Genomic DNA, 23,530 nt, shown 5'->3' on the forward strand with positions numbered 1-23,530 from the left:
TGCCGCAGCGATCAGGCAGCCTTCATCGCGTGCTTGCGGGCCCGCATCACGTTGTGGCACTCCTGCACCTCCGGCAACCACTGCGTGACGTCCTGGCGTACGGCCGGCGGCAGGTCGTTCTCCTTCAGCACCTCCTTGAACGCGCCCAGCAGTCGGTCTTCGGACTCTTCCAGCTCGGCCACGTAGCCATAGCCGGTATCGCCGAAGGCGGCGCGGACCTTGCCGTAGAACTGCTGCATCGACCCCACCAGGGTGCCATGCTCGGCCGGCGTGCCACCGCTGGCCGCCACCGCCGCACTCAGCGAGGTGACGATGCGGGCTTTCACGCCGGCGATGCGGGTGAACAGGGCCGACAGTTCGGCATCCTTCACCTTGGTGGCGGCTTCCTCGTAGAACGCCTTGCCATCACGGGCGATCTCGATCAGGTCATTGAGGCGGTGTTCGATGGTGGACGGGGTATTCATCGTGAAAGGACTCCTGTGCGGGTAAGAGGCGGCGATACCGTGCGCCGCCTTGGCCACCACCTTGGACGCCGCCATGTCCAGCCGCGGTGAGCAGAGTTTGATGGCCACCTCATCTCCCGCAACCGCAGTGCAACGCCTTCACGTCCTGCCGCGCGGCCTTCACCGCGCGGTGGCATGCCTTACAGCTTCACGAAGCGCTGGATCTTCCGCGCCAGCCAGCCGCTGAAGACCAGCGGCGCGTCCAGCGCGGACACACAGATGCAGGGCACGCCAGGCGTGGTCACCGGCTGGTGCTCCACATCGGCATCCAGATCGGCGACATCGCCGGGTGCGAACAGGCCCAGTGCATCGTTGTAGGCGCCGCGCAGGATCTGGGTCAGCTCGCTGCGGCCGTGGCTGTGCATCGGCAGGCACTTGCCGGGGGCGATGCGCAGCAGGATCAGCTCGGGCATCGCCGGTGCACGGATGCAGTGCACGCCCGGTGCCATCCAGCGCCAGCGCAGTGCCTTGAGCGACGTGCCGAAATGCGGATGCAGCGACACCGGCAGGTGGTCCGGATCGGCCGGCCCGGGGTGCGGGCGCTGCCGCGGCACCGGCGGTGTGCTGTCCGGCACGCCGGGCAACGCGTCGAGCTGGGCCAGCATCGCCGCGCGCAGCCCTGCACGGCCCGGCGTGGCGGCGTCGGGCTGGGTCTGTTCCAGCAGGGCGGCACCGATGGCCTCGGCGTCGCGCAGGCGCTGCCGGCACAGCGGGCACTGTTCCAGGTGTGCACCGGCGACCACGCCCAATGATGCCGGCAGAGCGCCGGCCGCGTAGCTCATCAGCGTGGATTCGTGCAGGTGATGGTGCGGATTCATGCGCCCCCCCCTACTTTGCCCTGCAGCTGCAGGAAGGCACGGCGCAGGTGCGATTTCACCGTACCCAGCGGCATGTCCAGCGCCTGGGCGATCTCGGCATGGCTGCGCGCCTCGAAATAGGACATCCGCACCAGCCGCGCCTGCACGGCGGGCAGCTCGTTGATGCGCTGGCGCAGCCGTGCCTGGTCGGCGAACTGTTCGGCGCTGGTGCGCTCGCCGGGATCGTCCGCGGCCGCCGCCTGCACGGCCTCCTGCACCTGCAGCCAGCTGCGCTCGCGGCGCACCCGGTCGATATGCAGGTTGCGCGCGATGCGGTACAGCCAGGTGCTCAATGCGCTCTGTGCCGGGTCGAACTCGGCCGCGCGCAGCCACAGCCGCAGCAGGCTTTCCTGCGCCAGTTCCTCGGCCACCGCCTCCGGCGCCCCCATGCCGTGCAGGTACACGCACAGCCGTGGCATGAAGTGGTCGTAGATGCGCATGAAGCCGTCACGGTCGCGCCGCCGCGCCACGGCCTCCATGTCGCCGGACCAGTTGCCCGGCGTACTGCTCGGCTGCGGGGAACTGGACACAAGGCGGACCGTGTCGAGGGAAAGGGGAGTTTTGCCGTAGGGAGGGTACATCGGCAGCGCGGTGAACCGGGTGAAATGGCCTGCCCTGTGTACGCAGCACGCACGGGTTTGGATGCAGGCAGGCCGTACGCCGCGGTACTGCATCCATTCCGTGCCTGCCCGCGTAGGCAGGTCATGCCCCCACAGGAACCTGCCATGCCGGCCCCACGGTTCTGCTGCCTGCTGCTGTTGCTGCCCCTGGCCTGCCCGGCCAGCCCGCTGCTGCGGGGAGAAGGCGTGGCCACCACCGCCGACGGCACGCCGCTCTACCGGGAAGTCCACTGGCAGCGCGGCGAAGCCGATGGCAGCCAACGCTGGGTGATCTACCAGTGCCCGGATGGCCGCCCGTTCGCCCGCAAGGTGCTGCCGGCGACCGCGCAGGTGCAGGCCCGGGGCTACGAACTGCGCGATGCGCGCAGCGGCCAGCACGCCAGGGTGGTCGCCGGGGCTGGCCAGGTCACGGTGGACTGGCGTGAACAGGCCGATGCCCCGCCGCGCACCGCAACGCTGGCACTGCCGGCGGATGCGGTGATCGACACCGGGTTCGATGCGGCCGTGCGCCAGCACTGGTCCACGCTGATGCAGGGCACGGCCGTTACGTTGCCGTTCCTGGTGCCTGGCCGGCAGCGCTTCTACCCGGTCCGGGTACAGCACACCGGCGCGGTGACGTGGAACGGACTGCCCGCACAGGCCATCCGCGTGCGGCTGGACACCTGGTTCGGTGCCGTGGCGCCGACGCTGTCCCTGGTCTATGCCGATGCCGACCGCCGCCTGCTGGAATTCCGTGGCACCAGCAACCTGCGCGATGCGCAGGGCCGCTACCCGCCGGTGATCGTGCGCTTTGCACGCAACGCCGGTGAGCGCGACAGCGCCCAATGGCAGCAGGAACTGCAGCAACCCCTGGTCAGCCGCTGCACGCTGCCGTGAATACGCTTCACGCCGTGTGGCCGGCGTCGCCCGCATTGTGCAGGTCGCTGCATCCAATCGTGCGTACCGCGCGTAGACATGGGTGAGCGCCCTCTTTTCCGAGCCCCGACATGCCTTCAGCCGCGCCACGCACCGACCGACGCTCCGGCCTGCTGCCCACCGTGCGGCGCTGGTTCGATACGCAGGCCGCCGTGCAGCCCGCCCCACCGGAAGGTGCCGGTGCAGCGCGCATCGACTGGCTGCGGGCGGTGCCGTTCGCGCTGCTGCACCTGGCCTGCCTGGGCGTGATCTGGGTCGGCGTGTCCTGGACGGCGGTGATCGTGGCCGTGGCCCTCTATGCGGTACGCATGTTCGCCATCACCGCGTTCTACCACCGCTATTTCTCGCACCGCACCTTCCAGGCCTCGCGGCCGGTGCAGTTCATCTTCGCCGTCATCGGCGCCGCCAGCGTGCAGCGCGGGCCGCTGTGGTGGGCCGCACACCACCGCCATCACCACCGCCATGCCGACCAGCCGCAGGACCCGCACTCGCCGCGCGAACAGGGGTTCTGGCGCAGCCACATGGGCTGGTTCCTCACCCGCGAGGCCTTCGCCACCGATTTCTCACGCATTCCGGACCTGGCGCGCTTCCCGGAACTGCGCTGGCTGGACCGCTTCGATACCGTGGTGCCGGTGGTGCTGGCCGCGGGCCTGTACGGCTTGGGGGCGGTGCTTGAACGGACCGCGCCGGGCCTGCACACCAGTGGCGCGCAGCTGCTGGTCTGGGGCTTCTTCATCTCGACCGTGGTGCTGTTCCATGCCACGGTCACCATCAATTCGCTGGCCCATCGCTTCGGCAGTCGCCGTTACGAAACCCGCGATGACAGCCGCAACAACCTCTGGCTGGCCCTGCTGACCTTCGGCGAGGGCTGGCACAACAACCACCACTTCTTCCCCGGCACGGCGCGCCAGGGTTTCCGCTGGTGGGAAATCGACCTGACCTGGTATGGCCTGCGGGTGCTGGCGGCGCTGCGCGTGGTGCATGGACTCAAGCCGATCCCGGCGTGGGTGCTGGCCAAGGCGGAGCGCTGACATGCGCATCGCCGTCATCGGTTCGGGCATTGCCGGTCTGGCCAGCGCATGGTGGCTGGACGGCGAACACGAGGTCACCCTGTACGAAGCCAATGACTACCTGGGCGGGCATACCCATACCCATGCCGTGCAGGTGGACGGGCAGGCACTGGCGGTGGATACCGGCTTCATCGTGTTCAATCCGCTGCACTACCCGCTGCTGACCGCGCTGTTCGCGGAGCTGGGGGTGGCCTCGCAGCCGACCACGATGAGTTTCTCGGTGCACAGCGAGCGCAGTGGCCTGGAATACAACGCCACCTCGCTGGACGGCCTGTTCTGCCAGCGCCGCAACCTGGCCTCCCCGCGCTTCTGGGGCATGCTGGCGGATCTGCGCCGGTTCTATCGCGATGCGCCGGCGCTGCTGGCCGGCGGTGATGGCCCGACGCTGGGCGACTACCTGCAGGCCGGACGCTATGGCGACGCCTTCGTGCAGGAACACCTGCTGCCGATGGCATCGGCGCTGTGGTCTTCGCCGACGGCCCAGGTGATGGCCTTCCCGGCACGCTACCTGGTGCAGTTCATGGCCAACCACCAGATGCTGCAGGTGGCCGGGCGCGCACCGTGGCGCGTGGTGCAGGGAGGATCGGCGCGCTATGTCGATGCGCTGCGGGCCCGCTGGCGCGTGCACGAGCGCCTGGAGTGCCCGGTGCATGCCGTGGAGCGGCTGCCGTGGGGCGCGCTGGTGCACAGTGCCGCCGGCACCGAAGGCTACGACCAGGTGATCCTGGCCTGCCACAGCGACCAGGCGCTGGACCTGCTGCACGATGCCGACGCCCGCGAGCGCGCGGTACTCGGCGCGATCCGCTACCAGCCCAACGAGGCGGTGCTGCACACCGATGCGCGGCTGCTGCCGCGCAACCGCAAGGCATGGGCGGCCTGGAACGCCCATGTGCCCCGCGATCCCGCCGCACCCTGTACGGTCAGCTACTGCATGAACCTGCTGCAGGGCCTGCCCACCCGCACACCGCTGGTGGTCACCCTCAACCGCAGCGAGGCGATTGATCCGGCCTGCGTGCTGCGCCGCCTGCGCTATGCCCATCCCGTGCACGATCACGCCGCGGTACGCGCCCAGCAACGCTGGCACGACATCCAGGGCCGCCGCCACACCTGGTTTGCCGGCGCTTACTGGGGCTGGGGCTTCCACGAAGACGGCATCCGCAGTGCACGCCGCGTGGTCGATGCTCTGCAGGCCCAGGCGCAGGGCGATGGCCTCCCGCTGCACGAGGCGGTGACCGCATGAGCGCCAGCGCCCTCTATACCGGCCACGTCGAGCACCGGCGCCATCTGCCGCACGCGCATGCCTTCGGCTACCGGGTGGCGCAGCTGCTGCTGGACCTGGACGAGCTGGACAGCGTGTTTGCCGGGCGCTGGCTGTGGTCGGTCAACCGCCGCAACGTGGCCGAGTTCCGCCGCAGCGATTACCTCGGCGATGCCCGGCAGCCCCTTGCCGAGGCCGTGCGCGACCACGCCGCCCGTGCGCTCGGCCGCCGCCCGGCCGGGCCGGTGCGGCTGCTGACCCATCTGCGCTATGGCGGCCATGTCTTCAATCCGGTCAGCTTCTACTACTGCTACCAGCCCGATGGACAGGCGCTGGACTGCATCGTGGCCGACATCACCAACACGCCGTGGAAGGAACGCCACGCCTACGTACTGCCGGTGGACACCGCGCAGCCGCAGGGGCGTGCGCTGCGCTGGCAGTTCGACAAGGTGTTCCACGTCTCGCCGTTCCTGCCGATGGATTGCCGCTATGACTGGCGCTTCACCCCGCCAGGTGATGATCTTTATGTGCACATGCAGGTCTGGCGCGATGGCGTACGCCAGTTCGACGCCACCCAGGCACTGCAGCGGCGCCCGCTCGATGGCCGCGGCCTGGCCCGGGTGCTGGCCTGCTACCCGCTGATGACGCTGCAGGTGGTCGGCGCGATCCACTGGCAGGCGCTGCGCCTGTGGCTCAAACGCACCCCCGTGCACGACCACCCTTCCCTTGCCGAGAAACCGCGATGAGCAACCTCACTCCTTCGGTCGTGCTGCCGCGCCCGGGCGCACTCGATGCCTTCCTGCGCCGCCGCCTGCTGGAACAGCTGGCGCCCTTGCGCGAAGGCGGCCTGCGCGTGCGCGATGCGATGGGCGAGGTGCAGCTCGGCCAGGCCGGCGCGGCCCTGCAGGCGAGCGTCACCATCGAGGACCCCGCGTTCTACCGCAAAGTGGCGGCACAAGGCAGCGTCGGCGCCGGTGAAAGCTACATCCAGGGTGACTGGCGCTGTGATGACCTGGTGGCCCTGGTGCGGCTGCTGGTGCGCAACCGCGACCTGCTCGATGGCATGGAACACGGCCCGGCCCGCATCGGCGGCTGGCTGCTGCGCGGCTGGAACCGCCTGCGCCGCAACAGCCGTGCCGGCAGCCGCCGCAACATCGCCGCCCATTACGACCTGGGCAACGACTTCTTCGCCCTGTTCCTGTCGCCGGACCTGATGTATTCCTCGGCCCTGTTCAGCCAGCCCGATGAACCACTGGAGGTGGCCTCGCGGCGCAAGCTGGACAGCATCTGCCAGCAGCTGCAGCTGCAGCCGGGCGATCGCGTGGTCGAGATCGGCACCGGCTGGGGGGGCTTCGCCGTGCATGCGGCGCGCCATTACGGCTGCCACGTGACCACCACCACCATTTCCGCCGAACAACATGCGCTGGCCGTGCAGCGCGTGCGGGACGCGGGCCTGCAGGACCGGGTGACGGTGCTGATGCACGACTACCGCGACCTGCAGGGCCAGTTCGACAAGCTGGTGTCGATCGAGATGATCGAAGCCATCGGTGCCGAGTACCTGGATACCTACATGGGCACGCTGCAGCGCCTGCTGCTGCCGCACGGCACCGCCCTGCTGCAGGCGATCACCATCGAGGACCACCGCTACGCACAGGCCCGGCGCAGCGTGGACTACATCAAGCGCTTCGTGTTTCCCGGCAGCTTCATTCCCTCGCTGGCGGCGATCATGGCCAGCAAGACGCGCGCCAGCGATCTGCAGCTGATCGCCCAGCACGATTTCGGCCATTCCTACGCACTGACCCTGCGCGCGTGGCGGCAGCGCTTCATGGCGCAGTTGCCGGCCGTGCGTGCGCAGGGTTTCGACGCGGCCTTCATCCGCCTGTGGGAGTTCTACCTGGCGTACTGCGAAGGCGGCTTCCTGGAGCGCTCGATCGGGGTGTCACACCTGCTGCTGGCCCGCCCCGGCCATCGCCCGGACGGCAATGCCGGAGGAGCGGGCTGACATGCGCCGCACCCTGCCCAACCTGCTCGGCAACCAGCTGGTCTGGCTGTGCGCGGTGGCCGGTGCCGGCCGCGGCTGGCAATGGCCGGCACTGCTGGCCGCCACGCTCTACGTCGGCAGCCAGCTGGCCACGGCCGCACAGCCGCGGGCAGAGCTGGGCGTCCTGCTGCTGGCGCTGGCGTGCGCCTGGCTGGTCGATGGCACGGCCGCCGCCAGCGGCGTGCTGCGCTATGCCGCCGCCCCCTGGGGATGGGCACCCCCTCCGTGGATCCTGGCGCTGTGGGCCGCCTTCGCGATGACCTTGAATGTCTCGATGGCGTTCCTGCAGCGGCACTGGCTGCTGGCGGCAGGCGTCGGCCTGCTGGCGCCACTGGCCTACCTGTCGGCGGCACGCGGGTTCGGCGCGGTGCAGTTCCAGCCGCCGGCGTGGCAGGGCCTGCTGCTGCTCGGCACCGGCTGGGCCATCGCCCTGCCCCTGCTCAGCCACGCGGCACGGCGCGCACGCGCCAGCGCCCCGCAACCGCCCGCACAGCAGGTGCAGCCATGAACGCGCTGCTCTGGGTCCTGCTGTATGCGCTGCTGGTGATGGTCTGGGGCTGGGCGTGGCAGCGTCGGCAGCGCAACATCGGCATCGTCGACGTGCTGTGGGCCAAGGGCGTGGCCGCCGCCGCGCTGCTGCTGGCCTGGCTGGGCGACGGCGCGCTGCTGCCGCGCCTGGCGCTGGCGGTGCTGGGCGGCCTGTGGGGCAGCCGGCTGGCCCTGCATCTGTGGCACCGGGTCCGCCACGAACCCGAGGACGGGCGCTATCGCTACCTGCGCGATCACTGGCAGGGTCATCAGGGAAAGATCTTCGCCTTCTTCATGGCGCAGGCGCTGCTGGTGCTGTTGTTTGCCCTGCCGTTCACCGCCGTGGCGGCCAACCCGCGCGCCGATGGCGGTGCATGGGTGGCCCTGGCCGTGCTGGTGTGGCTGTCGAGCGTGGGCGGCGAAGCACTGGCGGACCGACAGCTCGCCCGCTTCCGCGCCACCCCGGCCAATGCCGGCCGCACGTGCCGCGAAGGATTCTGGCGCTATTCCCGCCACCCCAACTACTTCTTCGAGTGGCTGCACTGGTTCACCTACGTCCTGCTGGCGGTCGGCTCCCCCCTGTGGTGGCTGGCGTGGGCCGGGCCGGTGGTGATGTACGTGTTCCTGCGCTACCTGAGCGGCGTGCCGTTCACCGAAAAGCAGGCCCTGCGCAGCCGTGGCGAGGATTACCGCGCCTACCAGCGCGATACGCCGATGTTCTTCCCCTGGTTTCCCCGTCCCCCTTCGCCACCGCAGGAACGCCACCCATGACTGCCACGTCCTCGATTCCCGCCCCCGCTGACCGCGAAACCGGACTGGCCGGCTGGGCCGAACGCGGCTGGGTGCCCGATGCCGCGCTGCGCTGGGGGATCCGCCGGCTGTGCGCGCAGCGCCTGCAGGAAGAGCGGGCGGGCGGCCAGCAGGCACAGGCCGAGCAGTTCGCACGGCGCATCGCCGAACTGGCCGGCAGTCCGCTGGCGCTGCACACCGATGCCGCCAACCGGCAGCACTATGAAGTCCCGGCCGCGTTCTTCCAGGCCTGCCTGGGCAGGCGCCTGAAGTACAGCAGCTGCTATTACCGCACCGGCACGGAAACCCTGGACCAGGCCGAGGACGCCATGCTGGCGCTGTATGGCCAGCGCGCCGGGCTGGCCGACGGGCAGGAGATCCTGGAACTGGGCTGTGGCTGGGGTTCGCTGACGCTGTGGATGGCCGAGCGCTACCCGGGGGCGCGCATCACCGCGGTATCCAACTCGCACAGCCAGCGTGCCTACATCCTGGCGCAGTGCCAGGCCCGTGGGCTGGACAACGTGCAGGTGATGACCTGCGACGTGAACCAGCTGGCGCTGCCGTCGGGCCGCTTCGACCGCTGCGTGTCGGTGGAAATGTTCGAGCACATGCGCAACTACGACCGCCTGCTGGGCAACATCGCCCGTTGGCTGCGGTGTGACGGCGCGCTGTTCGTACACATCTTCGCCCACCGTACGCTGATGTACCCGTTCGAGACCGCTGGCGAAGACAACTGGATGGGCCGGCATTTCTTCACCGGTGGCCTGATGCCGGCCGCCGACACGCTGCTGCACTTCCAGCAGGACCTGCAGCTGCAGCAGCGCTGGCTGCTCGATGGCACGCACTACCAGCGCACCGCCAACCATTGGCTGGCCAACCAGGATGCGCACCGCGCCACGCTGATGCCGGTGCTGCAGCAGGCCTACGGTGACGGTGCGCCGGTGTGGTGGCACCGCTGGCGCATGTTCTGGATGGCCTGTGCCGAACTGTTCGGCTACGACGGTGGCCAGCAGTGGCTGGTGGCCCATTACCTGTTCCGCCCCCGCTGAAGGAGGTTCCATGCGCCCGCTGCCCCTGCTTTCGCTGCTCGGTGTTGCCCTGGCCGGTGCCGGCTGCAGCAGCCAGGACACCCGCCCATTGCCGCGTGCGGCAGCCGTGGAGGTACCACGCTTCATGGGCGACTGGTATGTGATCGCCCACATTCCCTCCTATCCCGAACGTGATGCCTTCGATGCACTGGAAAGCTACCGGCTGCGCCCGGACGGGCGCATCCAGACCACCTTCACCTACCGGCAGGGCAGCTTCCACGCGCCACTGAAGACCCTGCACCCGGTGGGCCGCGTGGAAAAGCACGGCAACGGTGCGGTGTGGGGGATGCAGTTCATCTGGCCCATCCAGGCCGAGTACGTGATCGCCTGGCTGGACGAAGGCTATACCCAGACCATCGTGGCGCGCAGCAAGCGCGACTATGTCTGGTACATGGCCCGCAGCCCCCAGGTGGACGCCGCCGACTACCAGCAGGCCGTGCAACGCATCGCGGCGATGGGCTATGACGTGGCGAAACTGCGCCCGGTGCCGCAGTCGCTGCGCAGCAGCAGCCACACGCCATCAACACCGTGACTGCCATACTGCCGCCATGGAATCCCCCGATGCACTGCGTGTAGTGGTTGCCGGTGCCAGTGGCCTGGTCGGCCAGGGCGTGCTGCGCGCCTGCCGGCAGGCCACGCCGGCAGGCCGCCTGGTGTCGCTGGTGCGCCGCCGCGGTGCCACCGGCCTGCCCGGTGTCGAGGAGATCGTGCTGCCGGATTTTTCCCAGGCCGGGCACCACATCGATGACCTGCGCGGCTTCGACGCGTGCCTGTACTGCGCGGGCGCGCCGCCGATCGGCACCCCGGAACGCGCCTATCGCCATGTCACCGTCGAACTGACCCTGGTCGTGGCGCAGGCCTTCGCCGCGGCCAATCCACACGGCCGCTTCCTGTATGTATCCGGCGCCCAGGCCAATCCCCGCAGCCCGGTGATGCCCCTGCGCATAAAGGGCGAGATCGAACAGGCGCTGGCGGCACTGCCGATCCGCACCGTGGTGCTGCGCCCGGGGGGTGTACGGCCGGTGGCCGGCACCGGCACCGCCCATGCCCTGCTCAAGCCCTTCTACGCCGTGTCGCGGCCACTGATGGCGGTGGCCGAAACGCTGTTCCCAGCACTGGTGGTCAGCAACGAAGCGATCGGCCGCGCCATGCTGGCCCTGGCGCGCAGCGCCAATGCACCGGCACGGGTGGAATGCGCCGACATCCATCACTGGGCGCGTTGACCGGCGACAGGATGCGTCACAAAACGTGGACGAACGCACAGTCCGCCACATTGATTAATCACTTCAGAAAAATCTGATGTCCGCACCGGGGGAGATCAGATGGATCTCCCGTTTGCCTGCGTATCGCCGCACACGAGGATGTGTCCCTCCCTTCACCACCCATCACGCTCTGGCAGTTCCCTGCCCTTGGCGCCGCGCGCTGCGCGCCGCAAGGACACCACAAGACCAACAACGGGAAACTTTCCATGCACTCCACGCTCCGCGCTTCACTGGCTGCTGCCATCACCCTGGCCCTGGCCAGCACCCCCGCCCTGGCCCAGAACGCACCGCGCGTCTGGACCCAGGGCATGACCAACACCGAGCAGTACAGCAGCTTCATCGTCAAATACCGCGACGGCACCACCAAGCGCGCATCGGCCGATGCCGCGCAGGCGCAGCTGGAAGACCGCATCGCCAGCCCGCAGCGCAGCAAGCGCTCGCTCGGCGGCGCTCCCGCCGTGGCCGTGACCCAGCACCGCCGTCTCGGCGTCGGGGCCGACCTGGTGAAGACCGACAAGGCGCTGGACCGCCTGGACGCCGAAGCGCTGATGCAGCGCATCGCCGAGGATCCGGACGTGGAATACGTGCAGCCCAACTACATGATGCGTGCGTCGGCCACCCCGAACGATCCGCGCTATGCCGAGCAGTGGCACTACAGCAACCCCACCAGCGGCGCGCGCCTGCCGGGCGCCTGGGACCGTTCCACCGGCCAGGGCGTGGTGGTGGCGGTGGTTGACAGTGGTTACCTGAACAACGCCGACCTGCAGCCCAACCTGCTGCCGGGCTACGACATGATCTCCTCCACCGCGCCCTACACCGCGGCACAGTGCGCGCAGGCGGGCGCCACCGCCGGCTGCGGCGGTTCCGATGATGGCGATGGCCGCGACAACAATGCCTTCGATGCCTCCGGCGTGGCCCATGGCACCCATGTGGCCGGCACCGTGGCCGCGGTGGGCAACAACAACGTCGGCGTGGCAGGCGTGGCCTACAACGCCCGCGTCGTGCCGGTGCGCGTGCTCGGCAACCAGGGCTTCGGCGGCTCGGCCGACATCATCGACGGCATGCTGTGGGGGGCCGGCATCGCCGTGCCGGGCACCACGGCCAACGCGAACCCTGCCGAGGTGCTCAACCTGAGCCTGGGCGGGCTGCGGGCCTGTTCACCGGCCGAACAGGATGCGATCAACCGCATCGTGGCGCGCGGCACGATCGTGGTGGTCGCCGCCGGCAATGACAACACCAACGTGGCCAATGCCGCACCGGCCAACTGCAACAATGTCATTGCCGTGGCCGCCAACGACCAGGGCGGGCGCCGCGCCTTCTATTCCAACTATGGCGCGCGCATCGACATCACCGCGCCGGGCGGTGAAACCTGGAGCTGCCGTGCCAGCGCCGGCGAATTCCTGCCGCTGAACACGGCCCCCTCGCAGGCCAACTGCGCGCCGATCCGCCAGCACCCTGCACAGGGCGTGCTGTCCACGGTGGGCAACAATGCTTACGACTTCGAGAGTGGTACCTCGATGGCCGCACCGCATATCGCCGGCATCGTGGCGCTGATGCAGTCGGTGGCGCCGGTGCCCAAGACCACCGCGCAGGTGAAGGACATCCTGCGCCGCACCGCACGGCCGATCGCCGCGGCCAACTGCCCCGGCGGCTGCGGCCCGGGCATCGTCGATGCGGCGGCCGCCGTGCAGGCAGCCAGCAACTGACGCCACGGCATGGCGGGCACCTGCGGGGCCCGCCATGTTTTTTTGCAGCGCAGCGAACCGCCGCCGGGCATGGCCTGGCGCCCCCCGTTCACCCGGCGCCCACGCGGCTGCCGGCCATCCACGTGGCCGGGCCGGGCGCCGGGCCATGCCCAGCGGCCGTTCATTCCCCGTTATGATCGGTGGCATCGTCCATGATTCCACCGTAACGATGCGCTTGTTGCTGATCGAAGATTCCGACCTGCTGTCGCGCACGCTCAAGCACGATTTCGAATCAGAGGGCCACGTCTGCGATGCGGCACCGGATGCGGAAAGCGCGCTGGGGTTCCTGCAGACATTTGGCTATGACGCGGTCGTGCTGGACCTGATGCTGCCCCTGCTTGATGGGGTGCAGGTGCTGCGGCACTACCGCGCACAGGGCGGTGATGCCCCGGTGCTGGCGCTGTCCGCCCAGGAAGACGCCGGCGAACGCGTGCAGGTGCTCGATGCGGGCGCCGACGACTACCTGGCCATGCCCTTCTATGCACAGGAACTGGTGTCGCGCGTACGCGCCCTGTTCCGCCGCACCACCCACACCCGCCAGAGCGTGCTGCACTGCAAGGGCCTTGAACTGGACCTGCAGGATGGCACGGCCTGCTGGCGGAAGCAGGCCCTGAAGCTGACCCCGAAGGAACATGCCCTGCTGGAACTGTTGATGCGCAACCGCGGCCGGCTGATGTCGCGGCCGATGATCTTCGAGCGCCTGTACGACACCCAGAGCGATGTGTCGGACCGGGTCGTGGAAGTCATCATGAGCACCCTGCGCACCAAGCTGGAACGGGCCGGTGCACAGGGCCTGATCGAAACCCGCCGCGGCTTCGGCTATCTGCTGCCGTGAGCAGCGCTGCCGCCGCGCCGGTGCACCGCCGCCTGCTGCTGGGCGTGCTGCTTGCCCTGGGCAGTGGAACCGGTGCCGTGCTGCTGATGCTGGAAGGCACCGGCCAGCGTGACCGGCAGGCGCAGCTGGACCAGGCGCTGCTCGCCCATGCACGGACGCTTGCCGGTGCACTGGCACCGGTGATGGACAGCGGCAATGCCTCCCTGCTGGAGGACGGGCTGGCCTTCTTCGGGATGTACGCCGACGACGGAACGCTGCTGCTGCACCACGGCCGGTTGGCCGACAACGCCCTGCCCCCGTCCCATGCCACGCTGACCACCCCGCACTACTTCAACCTGCAGCTGCCCGATGGCCGGCAGGGACGCGCCGTGGCCGTACCCGTCCAGCTGCCCGGTACCGGGCTGGGCACCGCCGTGCTGATCGGCGAACGGAGCGGGCCGACCGCCGCCCTGCCCCTGCCATGGGTGCTGCTGGCCTCCTCTGTGGTGCTGCTGCTGGTCGCGCTGCTGGCCAGTGCCCACGCGTTGATCGGCCTGCGCCCGGGGCCGGGCCGGGGGCTGCCGCGCCCCGGCCGGGCGGCGGGCGGAATGGAGCCCCTGTGCGACCCCTTGGACCTGCACGCCCTGCTGCGGCGAACGCTCGGGCCCCAGGCACCGATCCAGCCCGACGCATCGGCCTGGGTGATCGCCGATGCCGCGCTGCTGCGCGCGGTGCTGGCCGCCTGCACCCCCGCCGAGAAAGGGCTCAGCTGCATGCTGTCAACGCACGCCGATGGCCTCTGGCTGGCCATCGAGGGGGCTGGGCACCCGCTGCCCCCGTGGATCGCGCCCTTGGCGCAGGCACAGGGCCTGCGCCTGGTGATCACGACGCGTCCGCGCCGCCAGTTGCGGCTGGGCCCGTTCACACCGTTGTAGCCGTTCCGGGCACGGCTCAGCGCGGTGCAGCCAGCTCCAGCGCATCCGTCAGATCGCCCATCGGCGCCTGGCCACGGGCCACCATCGCCGCATCGCGTTCGCGCAGGCCATCGAGCAGCGGCAGGTCGAACACGCGGCTGATCAGGCGCAGCACCGAACCGGTGTCGTACACGGTGTGGTCGACATGGCCGCGCTTGGCATGCGGTGACACCACCAGCGCGGGAATGCGCGTGCCCGGGCCCCAGCGGTCGCCCTGCGGCGGTGCCACGTGGTCCCACCATCCGCCGTTCTCATCCACGGTGACGATGACCACCATGTGCTCCCACTGCGGGCTCTGCCGCAGCACCGACAGCGCATGCGCGATGTGCTGCTCGCCCGAGGCCACGTCGGCATAGCCGGCATGCATGTTGAGGTTGCCCTGCGGCTTGTAGAAGGTCACCGCCGGCAGCGTGCCGGCGCGCGCATCGGCCAGGAAGCGGTTGCCCACTTCGTCATCGCCCAGGCCGCCATCGCGCAGGCGCTTGCCGCGCGCCGCACTGCCCGGTGCCAGGTTGGCGAAGTAGTTGAACGGCTGGTGGTGGTACTGGAAGTTGGGCATCACCACCACGCCGTTGGCCAGGTTGCGGCCATGCTGGTCCAGCGTCTGCTGGTAGGCACCGGCATACCACGCCCACTCCACGCCGCGCGCGTCCAGGCGGTCGCCGATATGGGCATGGTGCTGCGGCGGCACCGCCTGCGCGTTGACCGGGTTGCTGAAATCGATGGTCTGGGTAGCGGCATCGAGCTTCAGCGTCGGCGTGGTCGGCGCATACGGCGGTGCCATCGTGTTCACCGCGTAGCTCAGGCGGCTGCCGTCGGCCAGCGTCTCGGTGGGGGTCAAGGCGCTCGGGCCGAACACCGGAATGCCATCCAGCGCACTGGCCGGCGTGCCCACGAGCGGCTTGAGCCGGGTATCACCGGGCTGGCCGTTCTCGGTCTGTGCGATCAGGCCCTTGGCGATGCTCTGGTCGGCATCGGGATAGCGTGGCGGCGTGGCGCACACCAGGTACTGGTGGTTGAGGAACGAGCCGCCGAAGGCGCCCTGGAAGAAGTTGTCGCACAGCACGAATTCGCGGGCCACATCCCACAGCCGCATGCCATAGCTGGCATTGGCGTAGTGGCCCATGGTCAGTGCGCCGGAGTCGCCCCAGGCAGCGAAGCCATCATTGCGGCCGCCATTGATCTGCATCTGGTTCTGGTAGAACACATGCCACAGGTCGCGGGTGATCAGCGACAGCGGCAGGTGCTCGCCACCGGGGCCCTTCAGCGCGAACGGCCCGTTGGGCAGCGTGGTCTGGTACTGCTGCCCGGACGGGTAGTCAACGCCCTGGTGGCTCTGTGCGGCCTGCAGCCAGCCACCCGGTACCGGCGGCAGGTGCGGCAGCACGTCACCGTTGCGGTCGCGCTGGAGGCCCTGCTCGGGCTTCAGCGCCGACAGCGGGCTCTGCAGGCCGGGGAAATCGGCGAACAGGTTGTTGAAGCTGCGGTTCTCGCCGTAGATCACCACCACGGTCATGACCTTCTCGCGCAGCAGCGCATCCACTGCCTGCGGCGTCAGTGCGGGCGGCGGCGCGGCGGCGGCCGCCCCACCGGCCGCCGCAGGCGGCGCACCCGGCTGGCACGCCTGCAGCACCACGCCGGAGGCAGCGGCCGCCAGCGCACCGCCGAGCAGGCGACGGCGGCCGGGGTTGTTGAGGGGGGTGCCGCTGGCGGTCGGGGAAGCAGCGTCGTCGGTGGAAGCGACGGACGGGTCGTGCGGTGCGCCGGGGGAAGGCATGGATCGGGGACTACGCAGGCGGAGCGGGTGACGCTAGGCCCGTCGTGTTGCAGTTCCGTGTCAGCGTACGGAACGCGAAAGCACCGGTTCAGCCGGTGGGCGACAGCAGGGCCGCGATGCGCTCGACCAGCCGCGCCCGCACCGCATCATCCAGCTTGCCGTGGTACATCGCTTCGTAGATCCACAATCCATCGGCGGCCAGGCGTGCCACGAAATCATCCAGCACGGCGGCATCGCTGTCGGTGGCCGACGGTGCCGCAGGCGCCCAGCGCTGCATCGCCCCGGCCCACGGTGCGGCATCACGGTCCGGATCGGCCGATTCCAGCATGAACACCAGCTCGGCACGGGTCGCGCTGTGCGCCGACACGCGCACGAACGCCTGGTAGCGCTCGTGCGCGGTGGCATCGCCGGCGGCCTTGCCCAGCAGCTGCTCCATCGACGCTTCCCACTGCTGCACCAGGTGTTCGTCGATGCCGCGCAGCAGGGCCTGGCGCGAAGGGAAGTGGTACAGCAGGCCGCCGCGGGTCAGGCCGGATTCGGCCGCCACCGATTCGAAGGTGACGGCATGCACGCCCTCGCGGTTGATCACGGCGATGGCGGCGTCGAGGATGCGGGTGCGCTTGCTGGTTCTCATCGCGCCCATGATCGCATCAATGCGCGCGCACCGCCGCGCCTTCGCGGCCGCCCACCGGGCCCCGCAGCAGCTGGCCGATCAGCGTGGCACCGGCAGCCAGCACCGCGGCAATGGCCAGCAGCACGATCTGGTACGCGCGGTCGTAGGCCGCTGCGGCATGGCCGAACCAGGTGCCCGCGCCCCCGTCCTGCGCGGCCAGCGCCGCCTGCGTGAACCCTTCGCGCGCCACCGCCGGGATATCCGCGGTCGCTGGCAGGAAGGCGGCGTACAGCGCGGCACTCAGGCTGCCCAGCAACGCGACCGCCAGCAGGCCACCGAATTCGTAGGACACTTCTTCCACCGACGAGGCCATGCCGGCGCGGTGCGGCGGCACGTTGTTGAGGATGGCGGTGGAGGCCACCGAGATGGCCGCGCCCATGCCCAGCCCGGTCAGCGCCATGCCGGCCACGACCCAGCCCAGGCTGTCAGCGAAGCCGAGCCCGACCATCGCCACGCCCACCGCGCCCAGCCCCAGGCCCCCGCTGATCAGCGGGCGCAGGCCCACCCGGTGCAGGATGCTGCCGCCCAGCAGCGCACTGGGCAGGCTGCCCAGCGCCGCCACCGACACCAGCAGGCCGGCCTGCAGCGGGGTGAAGCCCGCCACCAGCTGGAAGCGCTGGGTGGTGACCAGCTGCAGGCCCGCCATCGCAAACAGGGTGAATACCGCCGACAGCGTGCCGGACAGGAACGCCGGGTTGCGGAAGATCGCCACATCCAGCAGCGGATGCGGCAGGCGCTGCTGGCAGCGCAGGAACGCCGCGCCACCGGCCAGCGCCAGCAGCAGCGCCACCGCGCCGGTGCCGTACGCCGGCGGCGTGGCGACCAGCGATTTGATGGCCAGTACCAGGCCGGACAGCGCGACCAGCGCCAGCAGCGACGAAACCAGATCCCATGGCCGGCGGTCATCGCGCTGGCCCTGCGGCGCCAGCATCCAGGTGGCGATGAAGGCGGCCACCACCACCGGCACGTTGACCAGGAACACCGAGCCCCACCAGAAGTGCGCCAGCAGCCAGCCACCGATGATCGGCCCCAGCGCGGCGCCGACGATCGCCACCGAGCCCCAGATCGCGATGGCGATGTTGCGCTCGCGGGCTTCATGGAAGGTCAGGCCGATCAGCGCCAGCGTCGCCGGCATCATCGCAGCGGCCCCCACGGCCAGGAACGCGCGCGCGCCGATCAGCTGCGCCGCCGTTGCCGAGAACGCCGCCGCCAGCGAGGCGATGCCGAACAGCACCAGACCGCACAGGAACATGCGACGGTGGCCGATGCGGTCGCCCAGCGTGCCCGCGCCCAGCAGCAGGCCGGCCATCACCAGCGGATAGGCGTTGATGATCCACAGCGCCTGGCTGGCACTGGCATGCAGTTCGCGGGTCAGCGTGGGCAGCGCGGTGTACAGCACCGAGTTGTCCAGGGTGACCAGCAGCAGGCCGGCCGCCACGGTGAACAGCAGTGTCCAGCGCCGCGCGCGCGACAGCTGCGGGCCGGTGGGGAAAGAAGAAACAGCCATGCGGGTCTCCGGGTCGTGCCGGTCTCAGGATGGGTCATAACTATACAGGATGTACTGTATAGTTATGAGGCCAACCACAATCACCGTTCAGGCCATGGCAGGCCACCCGGGCTGTTCCTGCAGCGCTCAACGGCACTCGGCAGGCAAGGCGGCGATTGCCTGCACCACCGCTGGCGCCATGCCCTGCCCCACGGCCGCGTCCAGTTCGCCGGCGGTGCTGCCGTGCTGGCGCTGCAGCTCGTCCTCGCACAGGCCACGTACGCGCTGCCGGGCATGGGCACGCAGCGAACTGCAGCGCCAGTCGTTGCCGCCCAGCGGCAGCACCGAATACACCACCGAATTGCAAGCATTGGCCACGCGCTCGGCCAGCGGACGCCCGTCGAAATCGCGCGGCAGGTGGCTGTGCCGGGGATCGAAGTAACTGTCCGGGAACATCGCCGCGTACTGTTCCACGTCCACCTCCAGGACCGCCCCGCCCGCCATCGCCAGCCGCAGCGGCTGGCCGCAGCCGGTGCTGTCGGCCAGGTGTTGGATATAGCGGTACAGCGGCCGGTCCAGTGCGGGCTCACGGGTGGTGACGGTGTTGACCGCCGCCAGCACCGGCAGCGACGCACGGTTGGCCATGCGCGCCAGCAGGCCCGCCTGTACGGGCTGGCAGCGGTCGCGCAGGGTGGCCGCGATCAGGAACACCAGGTCGTCACGGAACGCGGTGTCGTCGGCCAGCAGGCGTTCGATGCGCGCGACCGTGGCTGCGTCCGGTGCTGCCGCCACCGTGGTGCGTACCGGCGCGTGCCCGCTGTTGCCGCTGCGCATCCACCCGGCGACCACGGCAACGACAACAACGCCCAGCACGCCGGCCGCCCACCGCCATCGGCTGTGCACGCGCATCAGCCGCCGACCGGGGTCAGCACTGCAGCGGCGGCATCGTAGGACGCGCTGGCGATGTCCGCATCGAAACGCTTGACCTGCAGGCGTCCGGCCAGATGGTACGGGTCCCACAGCGCACCCAGTGCGATCGGCGCGGCCAGGGTCACGTGGATGATCTGGTTCGGCGGCGGTGGCGGCACGTGGATGCACGCCCCGTAGAACGGCACGAACAGCAGTTCATCGACCAGCCCGGCATCGTTGGTGCCCAACGGCACCACGTAGCCGTCCAGGTCCACGCGGCGGCCATCGGCGGCACCGACGACGGCAGACGAACCGAACTGCTTGGCGCGGTCCGGGCTGGAATGGTCGATCTCCTGCCCGGGCACCGTGCCCGAGCCGGTGTCATCGATCAGCCCGCCCACCCCGTCCATGCCGTTGCGGGACAGGCCGATCTGCGGCGGTGGCCGCTGGAACGCCTCATCATCGTCCGGGCGCAGCGTGGCCCAGTCATTGATCGGGCCGGCACCGACCGGGGCGGCCTGCCCGGCCACCGCTCCCGCCGACGTGGCGACCGGCACCGGCACCGCAGGCCGGCCGCAGGCGCTCACGGCCAGCACGCACAACGCACCGGCGATCATCGCGTTACGGTTCATAGGGCCTCAGCTGCGCATCGTGCATCGTGTAGGCCGAACCGGCCAGGGCATCGTCCGTGCGCTCGGCGCCGAGCGTACCGGCCAGGAAGAACGGCGAGTACATGTCCGGCATCGTGATCGGCTGCGCCAGCCGCACATGCACGATCTGGTTCGGTGGCGGGGGCGGCACATGGATGCAGGCGCCGTAGTACGGCACGAACAGGAACTCGGTCAGCCGCCCATCCTGCGCGTTGGCCAGCGGCACCACATAGCCCGGCAGGCGTACGGCGCGGCCGAGCACGGCATCCACGGTGCGGAACGTGCCGAACTGCGGCATGCGGCGGTTGCCGGTGTGCTCCACCTCCGGTCCGTCGCCACGCTCCAGTGCGGCCAGCTCATCCTTGGGCATCATCTCCAGCCAGTCCAGTTCGCGCTCGGGGGCATCGACAGGCGGCGACGCGGCGCGGTCGACCACCGGTGTCGGCGGCAACGCCCTCATGCCCGTGTCGGTCGGCCGCTTGCACCCCGCCAGCAACGCACAGCCCAGCAGTCCGGCCAGGCACATCCTTCGCAGCCGCATGCTCATGCCCCCGGCAACAGGCCATCGGCCAAGGTGCGGCGGTAGGCCAGCAGTGCCGGCACCAGGCCGGCCACCGCGCTGACCAGCAGCACGCCGCCCACCCAGGCCAGCTCGCGCAGGTCCGGCCAGATGTGGGTGATCGACAGGCCGAAGTTCGCCAGTGCCCAGCTGCGCCCGACGGCGCTGGCCACCACCAGTACCGCCAGTGCCAGCGCGCAGGCCACGGCACTGGTGGCCACCGCCTCGACCACCAGCAGGCCGGCGATGTAGCCAGGGCGCGCGCCGGTGGCCCGCAGGATGGCCATCTCGCGACGGCGTTCCTGCAGCGTGGACACCAGCAGCGCCACCAGCGAGACCATGCCCAGCAGCACCACCATGCCGCTGATCAGCTGCAGGGCGCGCTCGGCCGTGCCCAGCGACTGCCACAGCTGCTGCAGGGTCACGCCGGGCAGGATCGCGAGCAGCGCCTCGTCGGGATAGTCATTGATGCGGCGCTGCACCGAGAACGTGGCGATGCGCGAGTTCAGGCCCAGCATGAACGCCGTGATGCTGGTCGGGGTCAGGTCGAGCGTGCGCGCCTGCTCGGCGCTGACATGCTGGCTGCGCAGCTGCACGCCGGAGCGCCAGTCTACGTGGATCGCCTCGATCGCCTGCAATGACACCAGTACCGACGCATCCACCGGTGTGCCCGTGCGCTGCAGGATGCCGCGGATGCGAAAGGGCTTGTCGGCATGCCGCGCCAGGGTCACCACGCCGGTGCCATGGGCCAGCACGATCTCGTCGCCCAGCTTCAGCTTGAGCTGCTGCGCGACTTCGGCGCCCACCACCGCGTCGTACAGATCGGCAAATGCGTCGCCCTGCTCGAACGCCAGCGCATGGCCGGCGCCGAAGCGGTAGTGCGCGAAGTAGCCCGCGCTGGTGCCGATCACCCGGTAGCCCTGGTAGGAATCGCCCAGCGACAGGGGGACCGCCCACTTCACCTCCGGCTGCGCCGCCAGCGCCTGGTAGGACTGCCAGGAGACATTGTTGGTGGGGTCGCCGATGTGGAACACCGAGTACAACAGCAGGTTGACCGGTCCGGAGCGCGCGCCGACGATCAGGTCGGTGCCCGATACGGTGCTGGCGAAGCCCTCATGCGCCTGCGTGCGCACGCGCTCCACGCCCAGCAGCAGGATCACGCTCAGGGTGATGACCAGCACGGTCAGGCCGACGCTCAGCGCGCGGCTGCGCAGGCTGGCCCAGGCAAGTTCAAGCATGGGCACCCCCGGCCTGGTTGAGGCTGCCCAGTGGCAGCACCTGGTCGAACTGGCCCTGCAGGCTGTCATCGTGGCTGACCACCAGCGCGGTGGTGCCACTGGCACGGCACTGGTCAAACATCACCTGCAGGAACGCGGTGGCCGCGTGCCGGTCCAGGGCCGAGGTCGGCTCGTCGGCCAGCAGCAGCTGCGGGCGGCCGATCAGGGCGCGTGCCGCGGCCACCCGCTGCTGCTGGCCCACGCTCAACGCGCCGGCCCGACGCTGCATCAGCGCCGGGTCAAGCTGCAGGCCGTCGAGCAGCCGCACGATCTCCTCATCCAGCACCGGCGCAACCCGTTCGGCACGGGGGCGCGAGAAGCGCAGGCCCAGGGCGATGTTGTCGCGCACGCTCAGGAACGGCAGCAGGTTGAACTGCTGGAAGATCACGCCCAGCTGATCGGCGCGGAAACGATCGCGCGCCGGGCCGCCCATCGCGTGCAATGGCTGCCCGGCCACGGTGACCGTGCCACGCTGCGGCTGCAGCACGCCGGCCAGCAGGCCCAGCAGCGTGCTCTTGCCACTGCCGCTGGCCCCCTGCAGCAGGACGCGGCGGCCGACATCGATGGACAACCGCGGAATATCCAGCAGCGCGGCGCTGCCGTAGCCAAACTGCACGGCGTGCAGCGCAATGATGGGGGGAGAGGTCATGCGGCGCGGCTCAGGAATCGAGGCTGACATGCAGCATGCCGGCCGTCACCACGCTGCGGCCCTGGCCGCTGGCGGTGGCATGGTTGACGATCACCTCGTGCAGGCCGGGGAACAGCAGCGGCAACCGGACCTCCAGCGCATGCAACGCGGCCGGTGCGGCGCAGCGGTAACGCAGTGATGCTGAAAAACCGGCATGGACATGGCCGGTGGCACTACCGGCCTGTGCGGCCGCATCGAACCCCGTGGCGGTGGCACGTGCTTCGGCCAGCGTGCAGCGGGCTGCGGCCGGCAATGCAATCCAGGTGCCACTGTTGAGTACGCTCTGCGCACGCGCCAGTGCCGCCTGTTCGGCAGGGCTGGCCGGTGGCCGCTCGAAATCGAGCACGCCGATTCCCGGCGCCTGCAGCGCCAGTTCAACGGTTCCCGCATCAACGGCCACATCGACCGTGGCCTGGCCATGTACGTGCGGTGCGATCTGGCCGATCGGGGCAGCCTGCGCCAAGGGCGCAAGCAGCAGCAGTGTTGAAGCGGCAAGCAGTTTCATGGGGGATTCCCTGAAGTGTTACTATGTAACATTATGGACCACATTCCTTCCCCGCCCGCAAGGGCCCGCCATTCGCCCTCCCCCTCCCGTTCACCCCACTGGCGCTGGCACCCCCGGCTGGACCTGGCCGGCGCCTGGATCTCCCTGGCCTGCGCACTGCATTGCCTGGCGCTGCCGCTGCTGCTGGCTTTCGTGCCGGCAGCGATGATGGCGATGCGTTCGTTCCAGCACCCGGCCCATGGCCTGATGACCGCGCTGCTGGTCATGTCGCGCTGGGAATGGCTGTTCGCACTGATGGCGTCCAGCCTGGCCCTCAGCAGCACCGCCACCGGCTGGCGCCGCCACGGCCACCGCGCCGCGCTGCTGCTGGCGCTGGCCGGTGCGCTGCCGCTGCTGGCCGCATCGCTGTACCTGCCGCTGAAGGAATCCCTGCTGTGGCATGGCATCGCCACCGCCTGCGGGGGCGTACTGCTGGCCGCCGCGCACCTGCTGAACCGCCGCGCCCTGCACGTCCCGCACCGGTAGACGGTGCCGGGGCCAGC

26 protein-coding genes are annotated in these 23,530 nt (G+C 69.9%); 14 read left to right on the forward strand and 12 right to left on the reverse strand.

Annotated elements, in window-relative coordinates; all coding sequences use genetic code 11:
- Nucleotides 1-11 precede the first annotated feature (11 nt).
- The 3 genes from Q9R17_RS19355 to Q9R17_RS19365 form a co-directional block, all read right to left on the reverse strand.
- On the reverse strand, nt 12-464 hold the full coding sequence (locus Q9R17_RS19355) for a PA2169 family four-helix-bundle protein (protein ID WP_308156203.1): 453 nt from the start codon (nt 462-464) through the stop codon (nt 12-14).
- A gap of 179 nt (nt 465-643) precedes the next feature.
- Nucleotides 644-1,321, reverse strand: coding sequence for a ChrR family anti-sigma-E factor (locus Q9R17_RS19360; protein ID WP_308156204.1), 678 nt, complete (start codon nt 1,319-1,321; stop codon nt 644-646).
- Nucleotides 1,318-1,941 carry a sigma-70 family RNA polymerase sigma factor gene (locus tag Q9R17_RS19365; RefSeq protein ID WP_308156205.1) on the reverse strand — a complete coding sequence of 208 codons (624 nt, stop codon included), beginning with the start codon at nt 1,939-1,941 and terminating at the stop codon, nt 1,318-1,320. The genes Q9R17_RS19360 and Q9R17_RS19365 overlap by 4 nt, the downstream gene beginning before the upstream one ends.
- 144 nt (nt 1,942-2,085) lie before the next feature.
- On the opposite strand from Q9R17_RS19365, the gene Q9R17_RS19370 reads away from it, so the two are divergent.
- The 13 genes from Q9R17_RS19370 to Q9R17_RS19430 all read left to right on the forward strand — a co-directional run bounded on the left by Q9R17_RS19370 (nt 2,086) and on the right by Q9R17_RS19430 (nt 14,425).
- On the forward strand, nt 2,086-2,856 hold the full coding sequence (locus Q9R17_RS19370; RefSeq protein WP_308156206.1) for a hypothetical protein: 771 nt from the start codon (nt 2,086-2,088) through the stop codon (nt 2,854-2,856).
- A gap of 110 nt (nt 2,857-2,966) precedes the next feature.
- On the forward strand, nt 2,967-3,926 hold the full coding sequence (locus Q9R17_RS19375) for an acyl-CoA desaturase (RefSeq protein ID WP_308156207.1): 960 nt from the start codon (nt 2,967-2,969) through the stop codon (nt 3,924-3,926).
- Nucleotide 3,927: 1 nt separating this feature from the next.
- Entirely contained in the window at nt 3,928-5,205 is a 1,278-nt protein-coding gene (locus tag Q9R17_RS19380; RefSeq protein ID WP_308156208.1) for an FAD-dependent oxidoreductase, read from the forward strand.
- Entirely contained in the window at nt 5,202-5,969 is a 768-nt protein-coding gene (locus Q9R17_RS19385; protein WP_308156209.1) for a DUF1365 domain-containing protein, read from the forward strand. Before Q9R17_RS19380 ends, Q9R17_RS19385 begins: the two co-directional genes overlap by 4 nt.
- Nucleotides 5,966-7,225, forward strand: coding sequence for a cyclopropane-fatty-acyl-phospholipid synthase family protein (locus Q9R17_RS19390; protein WP_308156210.1), 1,260 nt, complete (start codon nt 5,966-5,968; stop codon nt 7,223-7,225). The genes Q9R17_RS19385 and Q9R17_RS19390 overlap by 4 nt, the downstream gene beginning before the upstream one ends.
- A 1-nt stretch (nt 7,226) precedes the next feature.
- Nucleotides 7,227-7,772, forward strand: coding sequence for a DUF2878 domain-containing protein (locus Q9R17_RS19395; protein WP_308156211.1), 546 nt, complete (start codon nt 7,227-7,229; stop codon nt 7,770-7,772).
- Nucleotides 7,769-8,563, forward strand: a complete 795-nt coding sequence (locus tag Q9R17_RS19400; protein ID WP_308156212.1) for a DUF1295 domain-containing protein — start codon at nt 7,769-7,771, stop codon at nt 8,561-8,563. The genes Q9R17_RS19395 and Q9R17_RS19400 overlap by 4 nt, the downstream gene beginning before the upstream one ends.
- Nucleotides 8,560-9,630, forward strand: a complete 1,071-nt coding sequence (locus Q9R17_RS19405) for a class I SAM-dependent methyltransferase (RefSeq protein WP_308156213.1) — start codon at nt 8,560-8,562, stop codon at nt 9,628-9,630. Before Q9R17_RS19400 ends, Q9R17_RS19405 begins: the two co-directional genes overlap by 4 nt.
- A 10-nt stretch (nt 9,631-9,640) precedes the next feature.
- Nucleotides 9,641-10,201: a lipocalin family protein gene (locus Q9R17_RS19410; protein ID WP_308156214.1), complete on the forward strand. Its 561-nt coding sequence runs from the start codon at nt 9,641-9,643 to the stop codon at nt 10,199-10,201.
- A 16-nt stretch (nt 10,202-10,217) separates the two neighbouring features.
- Complete coding sequence (locus Q9R17_RS19415) at nt 10,218-10,892, forward strand: oxidoreductase (protein ID WP_308156215.1); 675 nt, start codon at nt 10,218-10,220, stop codon at nt 10,890-10,892.
- Between the two features lie 245 nt (nt 10,893-11,137).
- A complete protein-coding gene (locus Q9R17_RS19420) occupies nt 11,138-12,637 on the forward strand; it encodes a S8 family serine peptidase (RefSeq protein ID WP_308156216.1) in 1,500 nt (499 codons plus the stop codon).
- Between the two features lie 208 nt (nt 12,638-12,845).
- Nucleotides 12,846-13,511 (forward strand): response regulator transcription factor, encoded by a 666-nt coding sequence (locus tag Q9R17_RS19425; RefSeq protein ID WP_308156217.1) that lies wholly within the window; start codon nt 12,846-12,848, stop codon nt 13,509-13,511.
- Complete coding sequence (locus Q9R17_RS19430; protein WP_308156218.1) at nt 13,508-14,425, forward strand: hypothetical protein; 918 nt, start codon at nt 13,508-13,510, stop codon at nt 14,423-14,425. Before Q9R17_RS19425 ends, Q9R17_RS19430 begins: the two co-directional genes overlap by 4 nt.
- Before the next feature lie 16 nt (nt 14,426-14,441).
- On the opposite strand, the gene acpA is transcribed toward Q9R17_RS19430, so the two are convergent.
- The 9 genes from acpA to Q9R17_RS19475 form a co-directional block, all read right to left on the reverse strand.
- Entirely contained in the window at nt 14,442-16,241 is a 1,800-nt protein-coding gene (acpA, locus tag Q9R17_RS19435; protein WP_308156219.1) for an acid phosphatase, read from the reverse strand.
- An 88-nt stretch (nt 16,242-16,329) separates the two neighbouring features.
- A complete protein-coding gene (locus tag Q9R17_RS19440; protein WP_308156220.1) occupies nt 16,330-16,875 on the reverse strand; it encodes a TetR/AcrR family transcriptional regulator in 546 nt (181 codons plus the stop codon).
- Between the two features lie 16 nt (nt 16,876-16,891).
- Entirely contained in the window at nt 16,892-18,421 is a 1,530-nt protein-coding gene (locus tag Q9R17_RS19445) for an MFS transporter (protein ID WP_308156221.1), read from the reverse strand.
- A gap of 126 nt (nt 18,422-18,547) precedes the next feature.
- On the reverse strand, nt 18,548-19,303 hold the full coding sequence (locus Q9R17_RS19450; protein ID WP_308158386.1) for a hypothetical protein: 756 nt from the start codon (nt 19,301-19,303) through the stop codon (nt 18,548-18,550).
- Nucleotides 19,304-19,308: 5 nt separating this feature from the next.
- Entirely contained in the window at nt 19,309-19,941 is a 633-nt protein-coding gene (locus tag Q9R17_RS19455; protein ID WP_308156222.1) for a DUF3299 domain-containing protein, read from the reverse strand.
- A complete protein-coding gene (locus Q9R17_RS19460) occupies nt 19,931-20,419 on the reverse strand; it encodes a DUF3299 domain-containing protein (protein WP_308156223.1) in 489 nt (162 codons plus the stop codon). The genes Q9R17_RS19455 and Q9R17_RS19460 overlap by 11 nt, the downstream gene beginning before the upstream one ends.
- An 83-nt stretch (nt 20,420-20,502) precedes the next feature.
- Nucleotides 20,503-21,756 (reverse strand): ABC transporter permease, encoded by a 1,254-nt coding sequence (locus tag Q9R17_RS19465; protein WP_308156224.1) that lies wholly within the window; start codon nt 21,754-21,756, stop codon nt 20,503-20,505.
- Entirely contained in the window at nt 21,749-22,444 is a 696-nt protein-coding gene (locus Q9R17_RS19470; protein ID WP_308156225.1) for an ATP-binding cassette domain-containing protein, read from the reverse strand. The genes Q9R17_RS19465 and Q9R17_RS19470 overlap by 8 nt, the downstream gene beginning before the upstream one ends.
- A 10-nt stretch (nt 22,445-22,454) precedes the next feature.
- Complete coding sequence (locus Q9R17_RS19475) at nt 22,455-22,988, reverse strand: DUF2796 domain-containing protein (protein WP_308156226.1); 534 nt, start codon at nt 22,986-22,988, stop codon at nt 22,455-22,457.
- Between the two features lie 33 nt (nt 22,989-23,021).
- Here Q9R17_RS19475 and Q9R17_RS19480 point away from each other — a divergent pair, with 33 nt between their 5' ends.
- Nucleotides 23,022-23,513 carry a MerC family mercury resistance protein gene (locus tag Q9R17_RS19480; protein WP_308156227.1) on the forward strand — a complete coding sequence of 164 codons (492 nt, stop codon included), beginning with the start codon at nt 23,022-23,024 and terminating at the stop codon, nt 23,511-23,513.
- The last annotated feature ends 17 nt before the right edge of the window (nt 23,514-23,530 follow it).

Origin of the sequence: Stenotrophomonas sp. 24(2023), assembly GCF_030913365.1 — a bacterium.
In the GTDB taxonomy this organism is placed as follows: domain Bacteria; phylum Pseudomonadota; class Gammaproteobacteria; order Xanthomonadales; family Xanthomonadaceae; genus Stenotrophomonas.